This window comes from Pseudomonas sp. S3_B08, from assembly GCF_054667725.1.
In genome coordinates this window covers 1,030,146-1,045,360 of sequence record NZ_CP162750.1, presented here as the reverse complement: position 1 = coordinate 1,045,360, position 15,215 = coordinate 1,030,146, and the positions used below count along the sequence as shown (strand labels likewise).

Genomic DNA, 15,215 nt, shown 5'->3' with positions numbered 1-15,215 from the left:
GAAACGATTAATGTTCCTGTCCTTCCTGACCCGTCTGCGACGCCGCCGCTTGGCGTTCGCCATGATGGCCGCGCTGATCATTGGCGTGCCGACGAGTTGTGCGGTGCTGGAACACACCGAGCGCAAACTGTTGTTTCGCATCGAGCCGGGCACCGCCGGCTGGTATCGCGGTCTGCCCGGCAGCGTTCAGGAACTCGATCTGCAACCGAAGAGTTTCAAGGCCGGGCAGAACATCCATGCCTGGTGGTGGCCGGCGGAACGTGCCAATGCCCCGGCAATCCTTTACTTGCATGGTGTGCGCTGGAACCTCACCGGACAGTTATTCCGCATAGAACAACTACGCGCGGCGGGCTATTCGGTGCTGGCCATCGATTATCGCGGGTTCGGCCAAAGCAAGGGTGATCTACCATCCGAAAGCAGCGTTTATGAAGATGCCCGCGTGGCCTGGGAGCGCTTCCAGCTGCTGCAACCGGACCCGAACAAGCGCCTGATCTACGGCCACTCTCTCGGCGGTGCGGTGGCGATTGATCTGGCGGCCGAGCTCGGACAGAACGCGGCGCGCAACAACACACCTCTGCCGGTTCGCGGTCTGGTCATCGAATCTACCTTCACTTCTCTCGCCGACGTAGCTGCCGCCGTGGCCAACACCTCGCTTCCTGTGCGTTGGCTCCTGTCGCAGAAATTCGATTCCATCGACAAGATCGCCGACATTCACATGCCACTGCTGGTGGTGCATGGCCTGGCTGATGCCTTCGTGCCGCCGCGCTTCAGCGAGCAGCTATTCAATGCCGCAGAGCAGCCCAAACGCCTGCTGCTCGTGCCCGGCGCGACGCACAACAACAGCATGGCGCTTGGCGGCCAGGGCTATCGCAAGGCTCTGGATGCACTGATGCAGACCAAAGCGGCGCCGCGGGTTGCCGGGCCGGCAGTCGCCAAGGGCTCTCGCGATTCCTGAGCTGTGTAAATCAGCCCTGAGAAACCGGCATCAGCGCCGAGCCAACTCATGGCGTACGCATTGTTCGTAATAGGTCTGCTTGACCGCTGCCGGTTTGAGCTTCGAACTGCTGTTGTAGGTCTGCTCGGTAATCCCCATCGCTGTCATGCGCATCCAGGGTTGCTGGAATCGGCGAACCTGCAATTGCTTGCGCGCGCCATACAGCGAAACCCCGGACAGTTTTGATCGCTGCGCCCCGGCAGCAATATCCGAGCCCCAGGTGCAGGCAAAGCGATGGCCCTTGCTCAACTCTTTTGCCTGCACTCCCGAGGCGATCAAAGCCAGGGAAAGCGTCACAACGGTGATGACAATCGTGCGCATATAGCCAACCTAACCTTTTGAAAAAAGGCGATTTTGCCGGTGCGAAATACCTATGGGGGCCAGCAATTTGCCTGCTGTCGCGAGATTTCTGATCCGGCTGAATACAATCAGGCTTCGCCGCTCGTCCAGTACTGCGCACCTTTGGCAGACAGGCTTATCCAAAGCAGTACATCCCACCGCGTAGAAGGCTCACGTGATGAACAAGAAAATCTTCGCAATGTCGTTTTTCAGTCTATGCTTGATTGGCCCGCTCCACGCTTGGGCAGCCGAAACGACAGCGGGCGCTGCCACCCCCGCCACCGCCCTGCCCGGTGTCAATCATGCACAAAGCTCTAGTGACCATGATGAGAAGGCCAACAAGAAAGGTGAAGAGTCTTCAGGCGCCAATGCGGGCTCAGAACCGCACGAGACGGAGAAGGATGCGGCGACGTCGAGCGACTCTGAAGATCTTGAGAAAAAGCCCGCTCAGTAACCACGGACTTTGCTATTCATAACGAAATACCGACGCCGAACTAGCGCAATCCACGGTGATATCAATATGATGCGCGCACTGGCCACCATAGAAGGTGGCCAGAGGAAAATACATCCAAGGAATGCAAATGAAAGATTTCGTCATCGGCGTCAACAACATCGTTCTCTACATCGCACTGGCGGTCATCCTGATCGTTTCCCTCTTCATGATGAGCCAGAGCTTTCTTTCGGGTCTCGGCATGTTTGTAGGCGGCACCCTGGGCTGGTGCATCGTCTCTGGCTTCTGGTTCGTGCAATCGGCGACCTACGAAGAACTGCGCAAGCTGAACTCGAAAAACAGCTGATCTGCGCCGAGTATTCGTTAAATAAAAAGGCCAATGTCATCGACATTGGCCTTTTTATTTCAGCTTCGAAAGGATTGATTAGTCATTGCTTGGTGCACTGAGCGCCCAGCCCCATGCCCATGGAACCCAGAGCAACCATCGGGCCGCTCGGCAGTTCGCACGTATATTCGCCACTTTCGGTTTGCGCGGTGTAGAAGGTTGTATTGAAGTCGCTGCGGATATTTGAAACCTTGATTACGGGTTTACCGATGGTGGTCTGTGCGCGATTCTTGAGATCACTCTCTCCCGGTTTGACGGTCTGGCATCCAGTAACTGCGAGCGCCATTGTTGCGAATAAAGCGAGAACCGGGATAGTCCTTGATGAGTTCATTGCAGATCGACCTTTTTGATTTTCATACCGGAGAAATACTGGCAATAACCTGCCAAGCGAAATGACTTTAAGGTCGAGCCAGAACGGGGGCAATTAGGTCGGATGTGCTAATGGCTGAAGGCTAGCCTCACCTGCATGAGGTTGTGCAACTGCTTTCCGGTTGCCGGCCGCTGTTAATCGGTTTGGAAAACGTCTACCCGCAAGCGATCGCCGCCCTCCTCTCGGCAATCGATACGGACCGGCAAAAACAGGTGAATGACTTCGATGTTGCTGCGCAGATGATCAGTCATGCGCGGCGTGGTGAACGATCCGCCACCGGCCAGCGCCATCGGCAACAGCAACTGATCGGCCAGATGCTCAGCGACAGCAGCATTACTGCACAACCAGTCGACGGCCTGATTGATTGCGGCATCGGCCACCTTCTCGGCGCGTAACGACACTTGGCCAAATGCGCTGAACACCTCAGTGACATGCTCGAAAACATACTCCAGCAATAACACATTGCCCGGACCGCGTGCCGGGTCAAGCGCCATAGGTTGCAGCGCCTCCACTGGCCAGTTCAAACGCTTGGCCACCTGACTCAGCTCTCGCTGAGCGACAGTGGGTGCGAGACCTGCGGTCAGCGCCAATGCGCGTCGTGAGACTGCCTCGCCGCGCTCACACAGGTCCAGGCGCGTGAGGCGCGAGGGCTGCACCTTCACCGCAATTTCGCCACCGCCAGCCGGTACGAAACCATGACGCAGCAACTCCAACTCGACATCGCCGCCCATGCGCCGCAGCAGCGGCAACCAACTGCGCGACAGGAAATCCGTCGGCGGCGCCAGCGGATTATGCGTGCCACCGGAGATCGTCACCCGACTGGCCTTCGATGCCCGCAGCAAGGCTGGCAGCAACGTCTGCAGCACCAGCGTGCAGCTGCCGGCCGTGCCGATAGCGAACTGAAAGTCGCCGCCGCGAATTTCGCCCGGTTCGAAGCTCAGGCCTTGCGACCCCAGATGCGCACCAGATATCTGTGCACCACAAACCTCGCCCGCAGCCATCACGGCTGTCAGGTGCTGACGCAGCAATCCCGGACGACTGCGTCTGGCGCGAATCTGTTTAATGCGAAACGCCCGACCTGTCACCATCGACAGGCTCAGCGCACTGCGCAACACCTGGCCGCCACCGATGGCACCGTCCAGTTCGATTATCTCTTTCATTGCAAATCCTTACGCGTATAGCCCGACGGTGTCTCTGAGGTACCGTTAAACCGTCGTGGGTCTTCCTGAGTTACGATCAATATTGATAATTCGCGCTTCAGCTCAGCCGCGATGAACCGGGGCAGCGCCGGACGCAGAATTCTCGCCAGCACTGTAGTTCCTTAGCCTTTGACGCACACCACCTGACGCAGGGTGTGCAGCACTTCCACCAGCTCACGCTGGGCGTGCATGACTTTGTCGATGTCCTTGTAGGCCATCGGAATTTCGTCAATCACCGCTTCGTCCTTGCGGCATTCCACGTGGGCAGTGGCGCGGATCTGATCGGCGACGGTGAAGGTATTCTTGGCCTTGGTGCGGCTCATGGTGCGCCCGGCGCCGTGGCTGCAGGAACTGAACGACTCTTCGTTGCCCAGACCGCGCACAATGAAACTCTTGGCGCCCATCGAGCCCGGAATAATCCCCAGTTCGCCCTTCTTCGCTGACACCGCGCCTTTGCGGGTAATCAGCACGTCTTCACCGAAATGCCGTTCCTTCTGCACGTAATTGTGGTGGCAGTTGACCGCCTCCAGCGCCACTTCGAACGGCTTGCGGATGATCTGCCGCGTGGCCTGAACCACCGCGCGCATCATCAGTTCGCGGTTCTGTCTGGCGAAGTCCTGCGCCCACCCCACTGCTTCCACGTAATCATCAAAGTGCTGGCTGCCTTCTTCGAAATAGGCCAGGTCACGGTCCGGCAGGTTGGCAATGTGCTGACGCATATCGGCTTGGGCCATCTGGATGAACAGGTTGCCGATAGCGTTGCCGACGCCACGCGAACCGCTGTGCAGCATGAACCACACCCGATTGGCCTCGTCCAGGCACACTTCGATGAAATGGTTGCCACTGCCGAGCGTCCCCAAGTGCCCACGGTTGTTGGTGTTGGCCAGTTTCGGATACTTGTCGGTGATCAGTTTGAAGCGCGGCTGCAACCCCGCCCAGGCCTGATCGGCTTGCTGAGGAATCTCATCCCAGGCGCCTTTGTCTCGCCGCGAACGATTCGAACTGCGGCCATGTGGCACCGCTTGCTCGATGGCGCTACGCAGTCCGTGGAGGTTGTCCGGCAGATCCGAAGCCATCAGCGATGTACGGGCAGCGATCATTCCACAACCGATGTCGACGCCCACCGCTGCGGGAATGATCGCGCCGACCGTTGGAATAACGCTGCCGATGGTTGACCCCTTGCCCAGGTGCACATCCGGCATCACCGCCAGATGCTTGAAGATGAAGGGCATTTTCGCAGTGTTCATCAATTGCGCGCGGGCTTCATTTTCTACTGGAACGCCTTCGGTCCAGAGTTTGATTGGCTTGCCGTCGGCGACTTCGAGAAGCTGGTAGGTTTGGTCTTTCATATCTTGGTGTCCATGTTCGTTTCCACCAGCATTGCAGCCGCTGTGCCAGCTTTGGATGCGGCTATGGTTTTTTCTGCTATGTTTCTGATTTTAATAGCTTTTATCTCTGATTCGACGAGTCTCGATAATCTATGGAAGACAAATCAGACCAGCAAAATTATCATTGCATATCGTCATTTATCTTATGAGATAAGCATGCCCAACAAACGCACGGTCGCCATCGGATTTATCGGAGCCACCCTGGATCGTGTCGGCAAAGGTGCCAGCCGTTGGAATTATTGGCGACCAAGCGTAGGTCTGTGCCAACAAACAGAACTCCCTATCCATCGGCTTGAATTGATTCACGGCCTCGACGCGCGCGACGTCAGCCTCGCCGAGCGTGTCCGAGCGGACATCCAGCAGATTTCTCCGAGCACCGAAGTGCGCCTGCATCCAATGTCGCTGCGCAATCCTTGGGATTTCGAAGAGGTGTACGGCGCACTGCACGACTTCACCACTGCGTACAATTTTGACACTGAGCACGAGGATTACCTCGTCCACATCACCACCGGCACCCACGTCGCACAGATCTGCTGGTTCCTGCTGACCGAGGCGCGCTATCTGCCAGCCCGGCTGATTCAGACCTCCCCCGCCAAGCGCAAGAACGATAACGAGCCCGCCTGCGGCACTCACGCGCTGATCGATCTCGATCTGTCGCGCTATGATCGCATCGCCTCACGCTTCGCCAGCAAACGTCTCGAAGGCCTCGAATTTCTCAAGTCCGGCATCGCCACGCGCAACCCGGCCTTCAACCGCTCCATTGAACAGATAGAGCGCGTTGCGCTGCGCTCGAAAGCCCCCATGCTGCTGATCGGCCCGACCGGCGCCGGCAAATCCTTCCTGGCGCGGCGCATCTACGAACTCAAACGCAATCGCCATCAGATGCAGGGACGCTTTGTCGAAGTCAACTGCGCTACTTTGCGTGGCGACGGCGCGATGTCGGCCTTGTTCGGCCACGTCAAAGGCGCCTTCACCGGCGCGCAAAACGCTCGCGATGGCCTGCTGCGCGCCGCAAACGGCGGCATGCTGTTTCTCGATGAAATCGGCGAGCTCGGCGCAGACGAACAAGCGATGCTGTTAAAAGCAATCGAAGAGAAACGCTTCTTCCCGCTGGGCTCGGACAAGGAAGTCGAGAGTGATTTTCTGATAATCGCCGGCACCCACCGCGACCTGCGCAGCCGCGTCGCCGAAGGCCTTTTTCGCGAGGACCTGTACGCAAGGATCAACCTCTGGACATTCGACCTGCCCGGCCTCGCCGGCCGCCGCGAGGACATCGAGCCAAATATCGATTTCGAACTGGAACGCCACGCGCGCGAACATGGGCAACGCGCGCGTCTCAATCTCGAAGCACGCCGACGCTACCTGGCCTTCGCCAGCTCACCTGCAGCAGCCTGGCTGGGCAACTTTCGCGAACTCTCCGCATCGATTACACGGATGGCAACTCTGGCCGAAAGCGGACGCATCGATGAAGCGCAGGTAGACGATGAGATCGATCGATTGCGATATGCATGGGGCTTGGCGCAACCCACTGCGGTATCAACTGAGTTGCCGGGAGATAGCGAGAGCATGGACTTGTTCGATCGATTGCAGTTGAAGGCTGTCATTGAGGTGTGCCGGCAGGCCGACAGCTTGTCCGATGCCGGCCGACAGCTGTTCAGTGTTTCCCGGCAGGCCAAGGCGCAGCCTAATGATGCCGATCGCTTGAGGAAGTACCTGGCGCGGTTCGGACTTGAATGGGGCAAGTTAGTGGACACGAAGTGAAGCACAGCGCTCTTGATCGCACTACTTCAATGATGACTGTAGAAAAAATGAATTAGCCGCCTGATCTCTCGGTCAAGAATTATGAACGCAGTAAATCTGACGAGGTGACAGCAATGACTATCCAGGCAGAGACACTCGTACAACTGACCGAAGCGCTCCAAGAGCGAGGCATGAAAATGGTCTCAGACGTCCATTTCACCCGCGCACCCTATCGATACAACCATCGCTGGATCTGCATCGTAGAGTGAACATGCTTGTTGCCGGCGCCTGGATCGAAGCGTCCAGCCGCCGGCGCCGCTCGGCTTCGCCCACCCACGCCCAAATAACCGTCTGCGCCCAAGGATGTCGATAGAGGGTTGGGCGGCAATAAAAACCCGGCGCGATGGCCGGGTCTCGTGAACTATTACAATTGATCGGGCTTACTTAGCGCCGCCATTATCTCGGCCCGTCTGGGCGTCCTGATCAGAGCCAGGATTGCCGGGTGGCGGATTCCAGTCCTCTGGTCGTTCGTCGGTGCCCTGCTTCGGCTCAGAATCAGCCTGCTCCAGGCCGGAATCATGACCCTCGCCAGAATCAGGGGTTTGTTCGTCTGGTCCCGGATATGGCGCTTCAGGGCCGTTGTTGTCGTCGATCATCATTCTCTCCCGTCAGTGGCGCAGGGGCTGCGCTTAATAAGTAAGAGAAGATCGGCGCACAGAGAGTGCTATTTGCTCGACGAGCGGACTTTCTTACAAATCCAAACACTTGGTGCGAGTCGCAGGCGTGATCGAGTAGCCCCGCAAATCTCACACACATGAAAAAGGCCAATGCTGTGAACATTGGCCTAAGTCATTGAAAAATATGGTCGGGACGGAGTGATTCGAACACTCGACCCCTAGCACCCCATGCTAGTGCGCTACCGGACTGCGCTACGCCCCGACTGATGTTGCACCCCGTTCTTCACCTCGAAGAACGCTCAAGAATATATCGCAAGCTTTTGAAAACTGGAAGTATTCAAACGCAGCTTTTTATTTCTTGAGTACCACCAGCACATCTTCCAATTCGGCAATCATCTGCCGAATCATCTGTTTGTACTGTGTGGTGTCATCTTTGGCTTCGTCGCCGGACAGGCGCAGACGTGCGCCGCCGATGGTGAAACCCTGATCGTAAAGGAGCGCGCGGATCTGCCGGATCATCAGCACGTCCTGGCGCTGATAATACCGGCGGTTCCCGCGGCGTTTGACGGGGTTGAGCTGAGGAAACTCCTGCTCCCAGTAGCGCAGCACGTGTGGCTTTACGGCACACAGCTCGCTGACTTCACCAATGGTGAAGTAGCGTTTGCCCGGGATGACGGGTAGTTCGTCGTTATGACTTGGTTCCAGCATAAGCCTCAACTCGGGCCTTCAACTTCTGCCCTGGACGAAAGGTGACCACACGGCGAGCCGTGATCGGGATTTCTTCCCCCGTTTTCGGGTTGCGGCCAGGCCGCTGGCGTTTGTCCCGAAGGTCGAAATTGCCGAAACCGGACAATTTGACCTGCTCGTTGTCTTCAAGAGCGTGCCTGATTTCCTCGAAAAACAGTTCGACCAATTCCTTGGCTTCCCGCTTGTTCAGGCCCAGCTCTTCATACAGACGTTCCGCCATCTCAGCTTTCGTCAAAGCCCCCATACGTCACTTCCTTAACGTGGCGTTCAACCTTTGTTCGAGCGAGGTGAGGATATTTTGCGTCGTCGAATTCACCTCTTCGTCATTAAGAGTGCGCGATGGATGCTGCCAGGTCAAGCCGACTGCAAGGCTTTTTCTATCAGGATCAATACCTTTACCCTGATACACGTCAAACAGCCTGAGCTCTGTGAGCCATTCGCCTGCATTTTCACGGATTACGTCCAGCACAGCCGAGGCCGCGACGTCTTTGTGCGCGATCAGTGCAAGGTCACGACGCACTTCAGGAAAGCGCGACAACTCGTGGAATTTCGGCATTTTACCGAGCGCCACTTCCGCCAGAACCAGCTCGAAGACGAACACCGGACGATCCAGCCCCAAGGCTTTCGACAATTCTGGGTGGATCGCACCAATGAAGCCTACTTCGCGACCTTCACGCTCGATGCGCGCGGTCTGACCCGGATGCAGCGCCGGGTGCTTGCCCGGAGCAAAGGTGAACGAATCCAGGGCACCGGCGAAACCCAGCACCGCTTCCACGTCAGCCTTCACGTCGAAGAAGTCGACAGTATCCCAACCCTGCGCCCAGCCTTCCGGCAAGCGACTCCCGCAAACAACCCCGGACAGCATCGGCTCTTGCTTCAAGCCTTCAAGCTGACCAACGAAGCGCAGGCCGCTCTCGAACAGACGCACGCGATCCTGCTGACGGTTGAGGTTGTGCTGCAACGCCTTGACCAGACCTGGCCACAACGACGAGCGCATGGCGGCCATATCGTTGGAGATCGGATTGGCCAGCAACAGCGGCTCGACACCTGGATTGAACAGTTCGAACTGACGCGGATCGATGAAGCTGTAAGTGATCGCTTCCTGATAACCACGAGCAACCAGCAGACGACGCAGCTCAGGCAGATCACTACGCGCTTCTGCCTTGGCTTGCGGCGCCAGACGCGCTTGCGGGTAGCGAACCGGCAGACGGTTGTAACCGTACAGACGTGCCAGCTCTTCGATCAGGTCGACTTCCAGGCTGATATCGAAGCGGTGGCTTGGCACTTCAACTCGCCATTGGCCTTCGCCATCAGCGGTAATGCTCAGGCCCAGGGCACTGAGCAGACGCTCGACCTGTGCCGAATCCATCTCCATGCCGAGCATCTGAGTGATGCGCTGAGCACGCAAAGTGATCGGTGCAATCGATGGCAGGTGTTGCTCGCTGACGGTCTCGATGATCGGACCAGCTTCGCCGCCAGTGATTTCCAGCAGCAGGCCAGTGGCGCGCTCCATGGCTTCACGGGCCAGTTGCCAGTCAACGCCACGCTCGTAGCGATGCGAAGCGTCGGTGTGCAAGCCGTAGGAACGTGCCTTGCCGGCAACAGCAATCTGATCGAAGAACGCAGATTCGAGGAACACATCGCGCGTGGTCGCGGAAACACCGCTGTGCTCGCCACCCATGACGCCAGCGATCGCCAGTGCACGAGTGTGGTCAGCGATGACCAGCGTATCGCTACGCAGGCTGACTTCCTGACCATCAAGCAGAACCAGCTTCTCGCCCTCTTCAGCCATGCGCACACGAATGCCGCCATTGATTTCGGCGAGATCGAAAGCGTGCAGCGGTTGGCCGAGCTCGAGCATCACGTAGTTGGTGATGTCGACGGCAGCGTCGATGCTGCGCACGTCGGCGCGACGCAGACGCTCAACCATCCAGAGAGGGGTTGGCTTGGTCAGGTCGACGTTACGGATGACCCGCCCCAAGTAACGTGGGCAGGCCGCCGGGGCCAGCACCTCGACCGAGCGGACTTCGTCGTGTACCGCTGCAACCGCAGCCACCACAGGACGGGTTACCGGCACGGCGTACAGCGCGCCGACTTCACGAGCCAGACCGGCCAGGGACAGGCAGTCGCCACGGTTCGGGGTCAGGTCGACCTCGATGCTGGCGTCTTCCAGATCCAGATACACACGGAAATCTTCGCCCACCGGCGCATCAGCCGGCAACTCCATCAGACCGTCGTTGCCCTCACCGACCTGCAGCTCTGCCTGCGAGCACAGCATGCCGTTGGACTCGACGCCACGCAGCTTGGCCTTCTTGATCTTGAAGTCGCCCGGCAGCTCTGCGCCAATCATGGCGAACGGAATCTTCAGGCCCGGGCGCACGTTTGGCGCTCCGCACACGACCTGGAAGGTTTCCGCGCCATTGCTGACCTGGCATACGCGCAACTTGTCGGCGTCCGGATGCTGCTCGGTGCTCAGCACCTCACCCACCACCACACCACTGAATACGCCGGCGGCCGGAGTAACGCTATCGACCTCAAGACCGGCCATCGACAGACGGGCAACCAGCTCGTCGCGATCTACCTGCGGGCTGACCCAGCCACGCAGCCATTGTTCACTGAATTTCATCCTGCTCTCCTAAGAATTCGTTACGACTAGCGAAATTGCGCGAGGAACCGCAAGTCGTTGTCGAAGAACAGACGCAAGTCGTTCACGCCGTAACGGAGCATGGCCAGACGCTCGACACCCATGCCGAAGGCAAATCCGGAGAACTCTTCCGGATCGATGCCGGACATGCGCAGCACGTTCGGGTGAACCATGCCGCAGCCCATCACTTCCAGCCAGCCGGTCTGCTTGCAGACGCGGCAGCCTTTGCCGCTGCACATCACGCATTCCATATCGACTTCAGCGGATGGCTCGGTGAAGGGGAAATACGAAGGACGGAAACGCACGGCCAGTTCTTTCTCGAAGAACACCCTCAGGAATTCTTCGATGGTGCCTTTGAGATCGGCAAAATTGATATCGCGATCAACCAGCAGGCCTTCGACCTGGTGGAACATCGGCGAATGGGTGATATCGGAGTCGCTGCGATAGACGCGGCCCGGGCAGACGATGCGGATCGGCGGCTGCTTGGATTCCATGGTGCGGACCTGTACCGGCGAGGTATGGGTGCGCAGCAACATGTTGGCATTGAAATAGAAGGTGTCATGCATCGACCGGGCCGGGTGATGGCCTGGGATGTTGAGCGCTTCAAAGTTGTGGTAGTCGTCTTCGACCTCAGGACCTTCGGCGATGCCGTAGCCAATGTGGGTGAAGAACTGCTCGACGCGCTCCAGAGTCCGGGTGACCGGATGCAGACCGCCAGAGGTCTGGCCACGGCCCGGCAACGTCACGTCGATGGATTCGGCAGACAGTTTGGCAGCCAGTTCGGCTTCTTCAAACAATGCCATGCGCGCATTGAGAACGCCTGTAACACGTTCCTTGGCAACGTTGATCAGCGCACCGACTTGCGGACGCTCTTCGGCCGGCAGATTCCCCAGGGTCTTCATCACCTGAGTCAATTCGCCCTTCTTGCCAAGGTATTGAACCCGGATTTGCTCCAGGGCATTGATATCTTCAGCGCTTTGCACAGCCTCTAGTGCTTGAGAGACCAGCGCGTCCAGGTTTTCCATGTACAGACTCCAGATACAAAATAGGGGAAGAGCTTGAAGGCTCTTCCCCTATTTATGACGTTTAACACCTGGCCCCACAGAGGTGAGGCCGGGTGACTGTCGGGGGTACTTAAGCCAAGGTGGCTTTAGCTTTCTCGACAATCGCAGCAAACGCCGCTTTTTCGTTCACTGCCAGATCAGCCAGAACCTTACGGTCGATCTCGATGGACGCTTTTTTCAGGCCAGCGATGAAACGGCTGTAGGACAGACCGTTAACACGAGCACCAGCGTTGATACGAGCGATCCACAGAGCGCGGAACTGACGTTTTTTCTGACGACGGTCACGGTAGGCGTATTGGCCTGCCTTGATTACCGCTTGCTTGGCAACACGGAATACGCGGGAGCGTGCGCCGTAGTAGCCTTTAGCAAGTTTCAGAATTTTTTTGTGACGCTTACGGGCAATGACGCCACGCTTTACACGAGCCATGAGTTACTTCCTCTATTCTTGACTAAATTAACGAAGGCGCAGCATGCGCTCGACTTTTGCCACGTCAGACGGATGCAGCAAGCTGCTACCGCGCAGTTGACGCTTACGCTTGGTCGACATTTTAGTCAGGATGTGGCTCTTGAAAGCGTGCTTGTGCTTGATGCCGTTAGCAGTTTTCAGAAACCGCTTGGCAGCACCACTTTTGGTTTTCATTTTTGGCATGTTCGGATACTCCGCATTCAGTTGATAAACATAATCAGAAGGCCTGCCGTGCCCTGTTGATTACTTCTTCTTTTTCGGGGCGATGACCATGATCAGCTGGCGTCCTTCCATCTTAGGATGCTGTTCGACCGAACCGTACTCGAGCAGGTCTTGTTCAACCCGCTTGAGGAGTTCCATCCCCAGCTCCTGGTGGGCCATCTCACGGCCGCGGAATCGCAAGGATACCTTGGCCCTGTCCCCGTCACTCAGGAAACGTACCAGGTTGCGCAGTTTTACCTGGTAATCCCCTTCCTCCGTCCCTGGACGAAACTTGATTTCTTTAACCTGAATCTGCTTCTGGTTTTTCTTCGCCGCGGCAATCTGCTTCTTCTTCTCGAAGATCGATTTGCCGTAGTCCATCACCCGGCAAACAGGCGGGACTGCATCTGCGGAAATTTCCACCAGATCAAGCTTTGCTTCTTCAGCGATACGAAGCGCTTCATCAATCGAGACGATGCCAATCTGCTCGCCATCAGCGCCAATTAACCGAACCTCGCGTGCCGAGATATTCTCGTTGATCGGGGCTTTCGGTGCAGCTCGTTTATCTTGTCTCATTTCACGCTTAATAATAATTACTCCGAATCTGGGCGACCACGCCGGGAAACCGCTTGCGCGAGAAACTCAGCGAACTGGGCGACGGGCATCGAGCCCAGGTCAGCACCTTCACGAGTACGCACAGCGACAGTCTGCATCTCGACTTCCTTATCTCCGATAACCAAAAGATAGGGAACCTTGAGCAAAGTATGCTCGCGGATTTTAAAGCCGATCTTTTCATTTCTCAAGTCGGACTTGGCACGAAATCCGCTTTCGTTGAGAGTTTTTTCAACCTCTGCAACAAAATCTGCCTGTTTATCAGTGATATTCATGATCACCGCCTGGGTCGGCGCGAGCCACGCAGGGAAAGCACCTTCGTAGTGCTCGATCAGAATCCCGACGAAACGCTCGAACGAACCGAGGATCGCGCGGTGCAACATCACCGGGTGTTTGCGGCTGTTGTCTTCAGAGACGTATTCAGCGCCCAAACGGACAGGCAGGTTAAAATCGAGCTGCAAGGTACCACACTGCCAGACTCGACCGAGACAATCTTTCAGCGAGAACTCGATCTTCGGCCCGTAGAAAGCACCCTCGCCCGGCTGCAGATCGTACGGCAGGCCAGCAGAATCAAGGGCTGCAGCCAATGCAGCTTCAGCGCGATCCCACAGCTCATCGGAGCCGACGCGTTTTTCCGGACGAGTGGACAGTTTCATCTCGACTTCGGTAAAGCCGAAATCGCGATAGACATCCATGGTCAGCTTGATGAACGCAGCGGACTCGGCCTGCATCTGCTCTTCGGTGCAGAAGATATGCGCGTCGTCCTGAGTAAACGCTCGCACGCGCATGATGCCATGCAACGCACCCGACGGCTCGTTACGGTGGCAAGCACCGAACTCGGCCAGACGCATCGGCAACTCGCGGTAGCTTTTCAGGCCCTGATTGAACACCTGCACGTGGCATGGGCAGTTCATCGGCTTGATGGCGTAGTCGCGGTTTTCCGACTGAGTGGTGAACATGTTGTCGGCGTAGTTGGCCCAGTGCCCGGATTTTTCCCACAGGCTGCGGTCGACGACTTGAGGAGTCTTGATCTCAAGGTAGCCGTTGTCGCGCTGGATCTTGCGCATGTACTGCTCGAGCACCTGGTATAGAGTCCATCCATTCGGGTGCCAGAACACCATGCCCGGCGACTCTTCCTGAGTGTGGAACAGGCCCAGACGCTTGCCGATCTTGCGGTGATCGCGCTTCTCGGCTTCTTCGATGCGCTGAATGTAAGCCGCCAGCTGTTTCTTGTCCGCCCAAGCGGTGCCGTAGACGCGCTGCAATTGCTCGTTCTTGGCGTCGCCACGCCAGTAGGCGCCCGACAGCTTGGTCAGCTTGAAGGATTTCAGGAAACGCGTGTTCGGCACGTGCGGACCGCGGCACATGTCGACGTATTCTTCGTGATAGTACAGACCCATGGCCTGCTCGTTCGGCATGTCTTCGACCAGACGCAGCTTGTAATCTTCGCCGCGGGCCTTGAACACTTCGATCACTTCCGCGCGCGGAGTGACTTTCTTGATGACGTCATAATCCTTCTCGATCAGCTGCTGCATGCGCTGCTCGATGGCCGCCATGTCTTCCGGCGTGAAAGGACGCTCGTAGGCGATGTCGTAATAGAAGCCTTCGTCGATGACCGGGCCGATGACCATCTTCGCGGTCGGGTACAGCTGCTTGACCGCGTGGCCAACCAGGTGCGCGCAAGAGTGGCGAATGATCTCCAGCCCCTCTTCATCCTTTGGCGTAATGATTTGCAGGGTCGCGTCGCTGCTGATGATGTCGCTGGCGTCGACCAGTTGGCCATTGACCTTGCCCGCGAGCGTGGCTTTGGCCAGACCTGCACCAATGGATGCGGCGACCTCGGCTACGGAAACCGGGTGATCGAATGAACGTTGACTGCCGTCGGGAAGAGTAATAGTTGGCATGGCGCCTCCTCTCCTAGTGGTGACCCCTACCAAA

Annotated in this window: 17 protein-coding genes and 1 tRNA gene; 4 read left to right on the top strand and 14 right to left on the bottom strand. The window is 57.4% G+C overall.

Annotation, left to right across the window (positions count from 1 at the left end; all coding sequences use genetic code 11):
* The first annotated feature begins 10 nt into the window (after positions 1 to 10).
* The gene (locus AB4N73_RS04800) at positions 11 to 955 is read left to right on the top strand and encodes an alpha/beta hydrolase (RefSeq protein ID WP_041478569.1); all 945 of its coding nucleotides are present in this window, start codon (positions 11 to 13) and stop codon (positions 953 to 955) included.
* Positions 956 to 985: 30 nt separating this feature from the next.
* Here AB4N73_RS04800 and AB4N73_RS04795 read toward each other — a convergent pair whose 3' ends face one another.
* Entirely contained in the window at positions 986 to 1,315 is a 330-nt protein-coding gene (locus AB4N73_RS04795) for a hypothetical protein (RefSeq protein WP_041478568.1), read from the bottom strand.
* Between the two features lie 196 nt (positions 1,316 to 1,511).
* Between AB4N73_RS04795 and AB4N73_RS04790 the strand changes: the two genes are divergently transcribed.
* On the top strand, positions 1,512 to 1,787 hold the full coding sequence (locus AB4N73_RS04790) for a hypothetical protein (RefSeq protein WP_041478567.1): 276 nt from the start codon (positions 1,512 to 1,514) through the stop codon (positions 1,785 to 1,787).
* A 127-nt stretch (positions 1,788 to 1,914) separates the two neighbouring features.
* Positions 1,915 to 2,130, top strand: coding sequence for a hypothetical protein (locus tag AB4N73_RS04785; protein ID WP_039762117.1), 216 nt, complete (start codon positions 1,915 to 1,917; stop codon positions 2,128 to 2,130).
* A gap of 82 nt (positions 2,131 to 2,212) precedes the next feature.
* On the opposite strand, the gene AB4N73_RS04780 is transcribed toward AB4N73_RS04785, so the two are convergent.
* From AB4N73_RS04780 to AB4N73_RS04770, 3 genes are all read right to left on the bottom strand, one after another.
* Positions 2,213 to 2,500 (bottom strand): hypothetical protein, encoded by a 288-nt coding sequence (locus AB4N73_RS04780; RefSeq protein WP_041478565.1) that lies wholly within the window; start codon positions 2,498 to 2,500, stop codon positions 2,213 to 2,215.
* A gap of 173 nt (positions 2,501 to 2,673) precedes the next feature.
* Positions 2,674 to 3,699: an RNA 3'-terminal phosphate cyclase gene (gene rtcA, locus AB4N73_RS04775; RefSeq protein WP_460142987.1), complete on the bottom strand. Its 1,026-nt coding sequence runs from the start codon at positions 3,697 to 3,699 to the stop codon at positions 2,674 to 2,676.
* A 161-nt stretch (positions 3,700 to 3,860) separates the two neighbouring features.
* Positions 3,861 to 5,087: an RtcB family protein gene (locus AB4N73_RS04770; protein WP_460142986.1), complete on the bottom strand. Its 1,227-nt coding sequence runs from the start codon at positions 5,085 to 5,087 to the stop codon at positions 3,861 to 3,863.
* 195 nt (positions 5,088 to 5,282) lie between these two features.
* Here AB4N73_RS04770 and rtcR point away from each other — a divergent pair, with 195 nt between their 5' ends.
* Positions 5,283 to 6,887 (top strand): RNA repair transcriptional activator RtcR, encoded by a 1,605-nt coding sequence (gene rtcR, locus AB4N73_RS04765; RefSeq protein WP_460143573.1) that lies wholly within the window; start codon positions 5,283 to 5,285, stop codon positions 6,885 to 6,887.
* A 419-nt stretch (positions 6,888 to 7,306) separates the two neighbouring features.
* Here the strand turns inward: rtcR and AB4N73_RS04760 are convergent, their stop codons facing one another.
* From AB4N73_RS04760 to thrS, 10 genes are all read right to left on the bottom strand, one after another.
* Positions 7,307 to 7,522 carry a hypothetical protein gene (locus tag AB4N73_RS04760; RefSeq protein WP_076567342.1) on the bottom strand — a complete coding sequence of 72 codons (216 nt, stop codon included), beginning with the start codon at positions 7,520 to 7,522 and terminating at the stop codon, positions 7,307 to 7,309.
* Between the two features lie 206 nt (positions 7,523 to 7,728).
* A tRNA-Pro gene (locus AB4N73_RS04755) sits at positions 7,729 to 7,805 on the bottom strand.
* Between the two features lie 89 nt (positions 7,806 to 7,894).
* Positions 7,895 to 8,251 carry a MerR family transcriptional regulator gene (locus AB4N73_RS04750; RefSeq protein WP_003179985.1) on the bottom strand — a complete coding sequence of 119 codons (357 nt, stop codon included), beginning with the start codon at positions 8,249 to 8,251 and terminating at the stop codon, positions 7,895 to 7,897.
* Positions 8,232 to 8,534, bottom strand: coding sequence for an integration host factor subunit alpha (gene ihfA / locus AB4N73_RS04745; protein ID WP_002553164.1), 303 nt, complete (start codon positions 8,532 to 8,534; stop codon positions 8,232 to 8,234). Before ihfA ends, AB4N73_RS04750 begins: the two co-directional genes overlap by 20 nt.
* Positions 8,535 to 8,537: 3 nt before the next feature.
* A complete protein-coding gene (pheT, locus tag AB4N73_RS04740; RefSeq protein ID WP_460142985.1) occupies positions 8,538 to 10,916 on the bottom strand; it encodes a phenylalanine--tRNA ligase subunit beta in 2,379 nt (792 codons plus the stop codon).
* A gap of 26 nt (positions 10,917 to 10,942) precedes the next feature.
* Positions 10,943 to 11,959, bottom strand: coding sequence for a phenylalanine--tRNA ligase subunit alpha (pheS, locus tag AB4N73_RS04735; RefSeq protein WP_105708849.1), 1,017 nt, complete (start codon positions 11,957 to 11,959; stop codon positions 10,943 to 10,945).
* A gap of 109 nt (positions 11,960 to 12,068) precedes the next feature.
* Positions 12,069 to 12,425, bottom strand: coding sequence for a 50S ribosomal protein L20 (gene rplT, locus AB4N73_RS04730; RefSeq protein WP_002553161.1), 357 nt, complete (start codon positions 12,423 to 12,425; stop codon positions 12,069 to 12,071).
* Positions 12,426 to 12,452: 27 nt separating this feature from the next.
* Positions 12,453 to 12,647 (bottom strand): 50S ribosomal protein L35, encoded by a 195-nt coding sequence (gene rpmI / locus AB4N73_RS04725; protein WP_002553160.1) that lies wholly within the window; start codon positions 12,645 to 12,647, stop codon positions 12,453 to 12,455.
* 60 nt (positions 12,648 to 12,707) lie between these two features.
* On the bottom strand, positions 12,708 to 13,259 hold the full coding sequence (gene infC, locus AB4N73_RS04720) for a translation initiation factor IF-3 (RefSeq protein ID WP_169432615.1): 552 nt from the start codon (positions 13,257 to 13,259) through the stop codon (positions 12,708 to 12,710).
* Positions 13,259 to 15,181, bottom strand: coding sequence for a threonine--tRNA ligase (thrS, locus tag AB4N73_RS04715; protein ID WP_024012407.1), 1,923 nt, complete (start codon positions 15,179 to 15,181; stop codon positions 13,259 to 13,261). Before thrS ends, infC begins: the two co-directional genes overlap by 1 nt.
* Between the last annotated feature and the right edge of the window lie 34 nt (positions 15,182 to 15,215).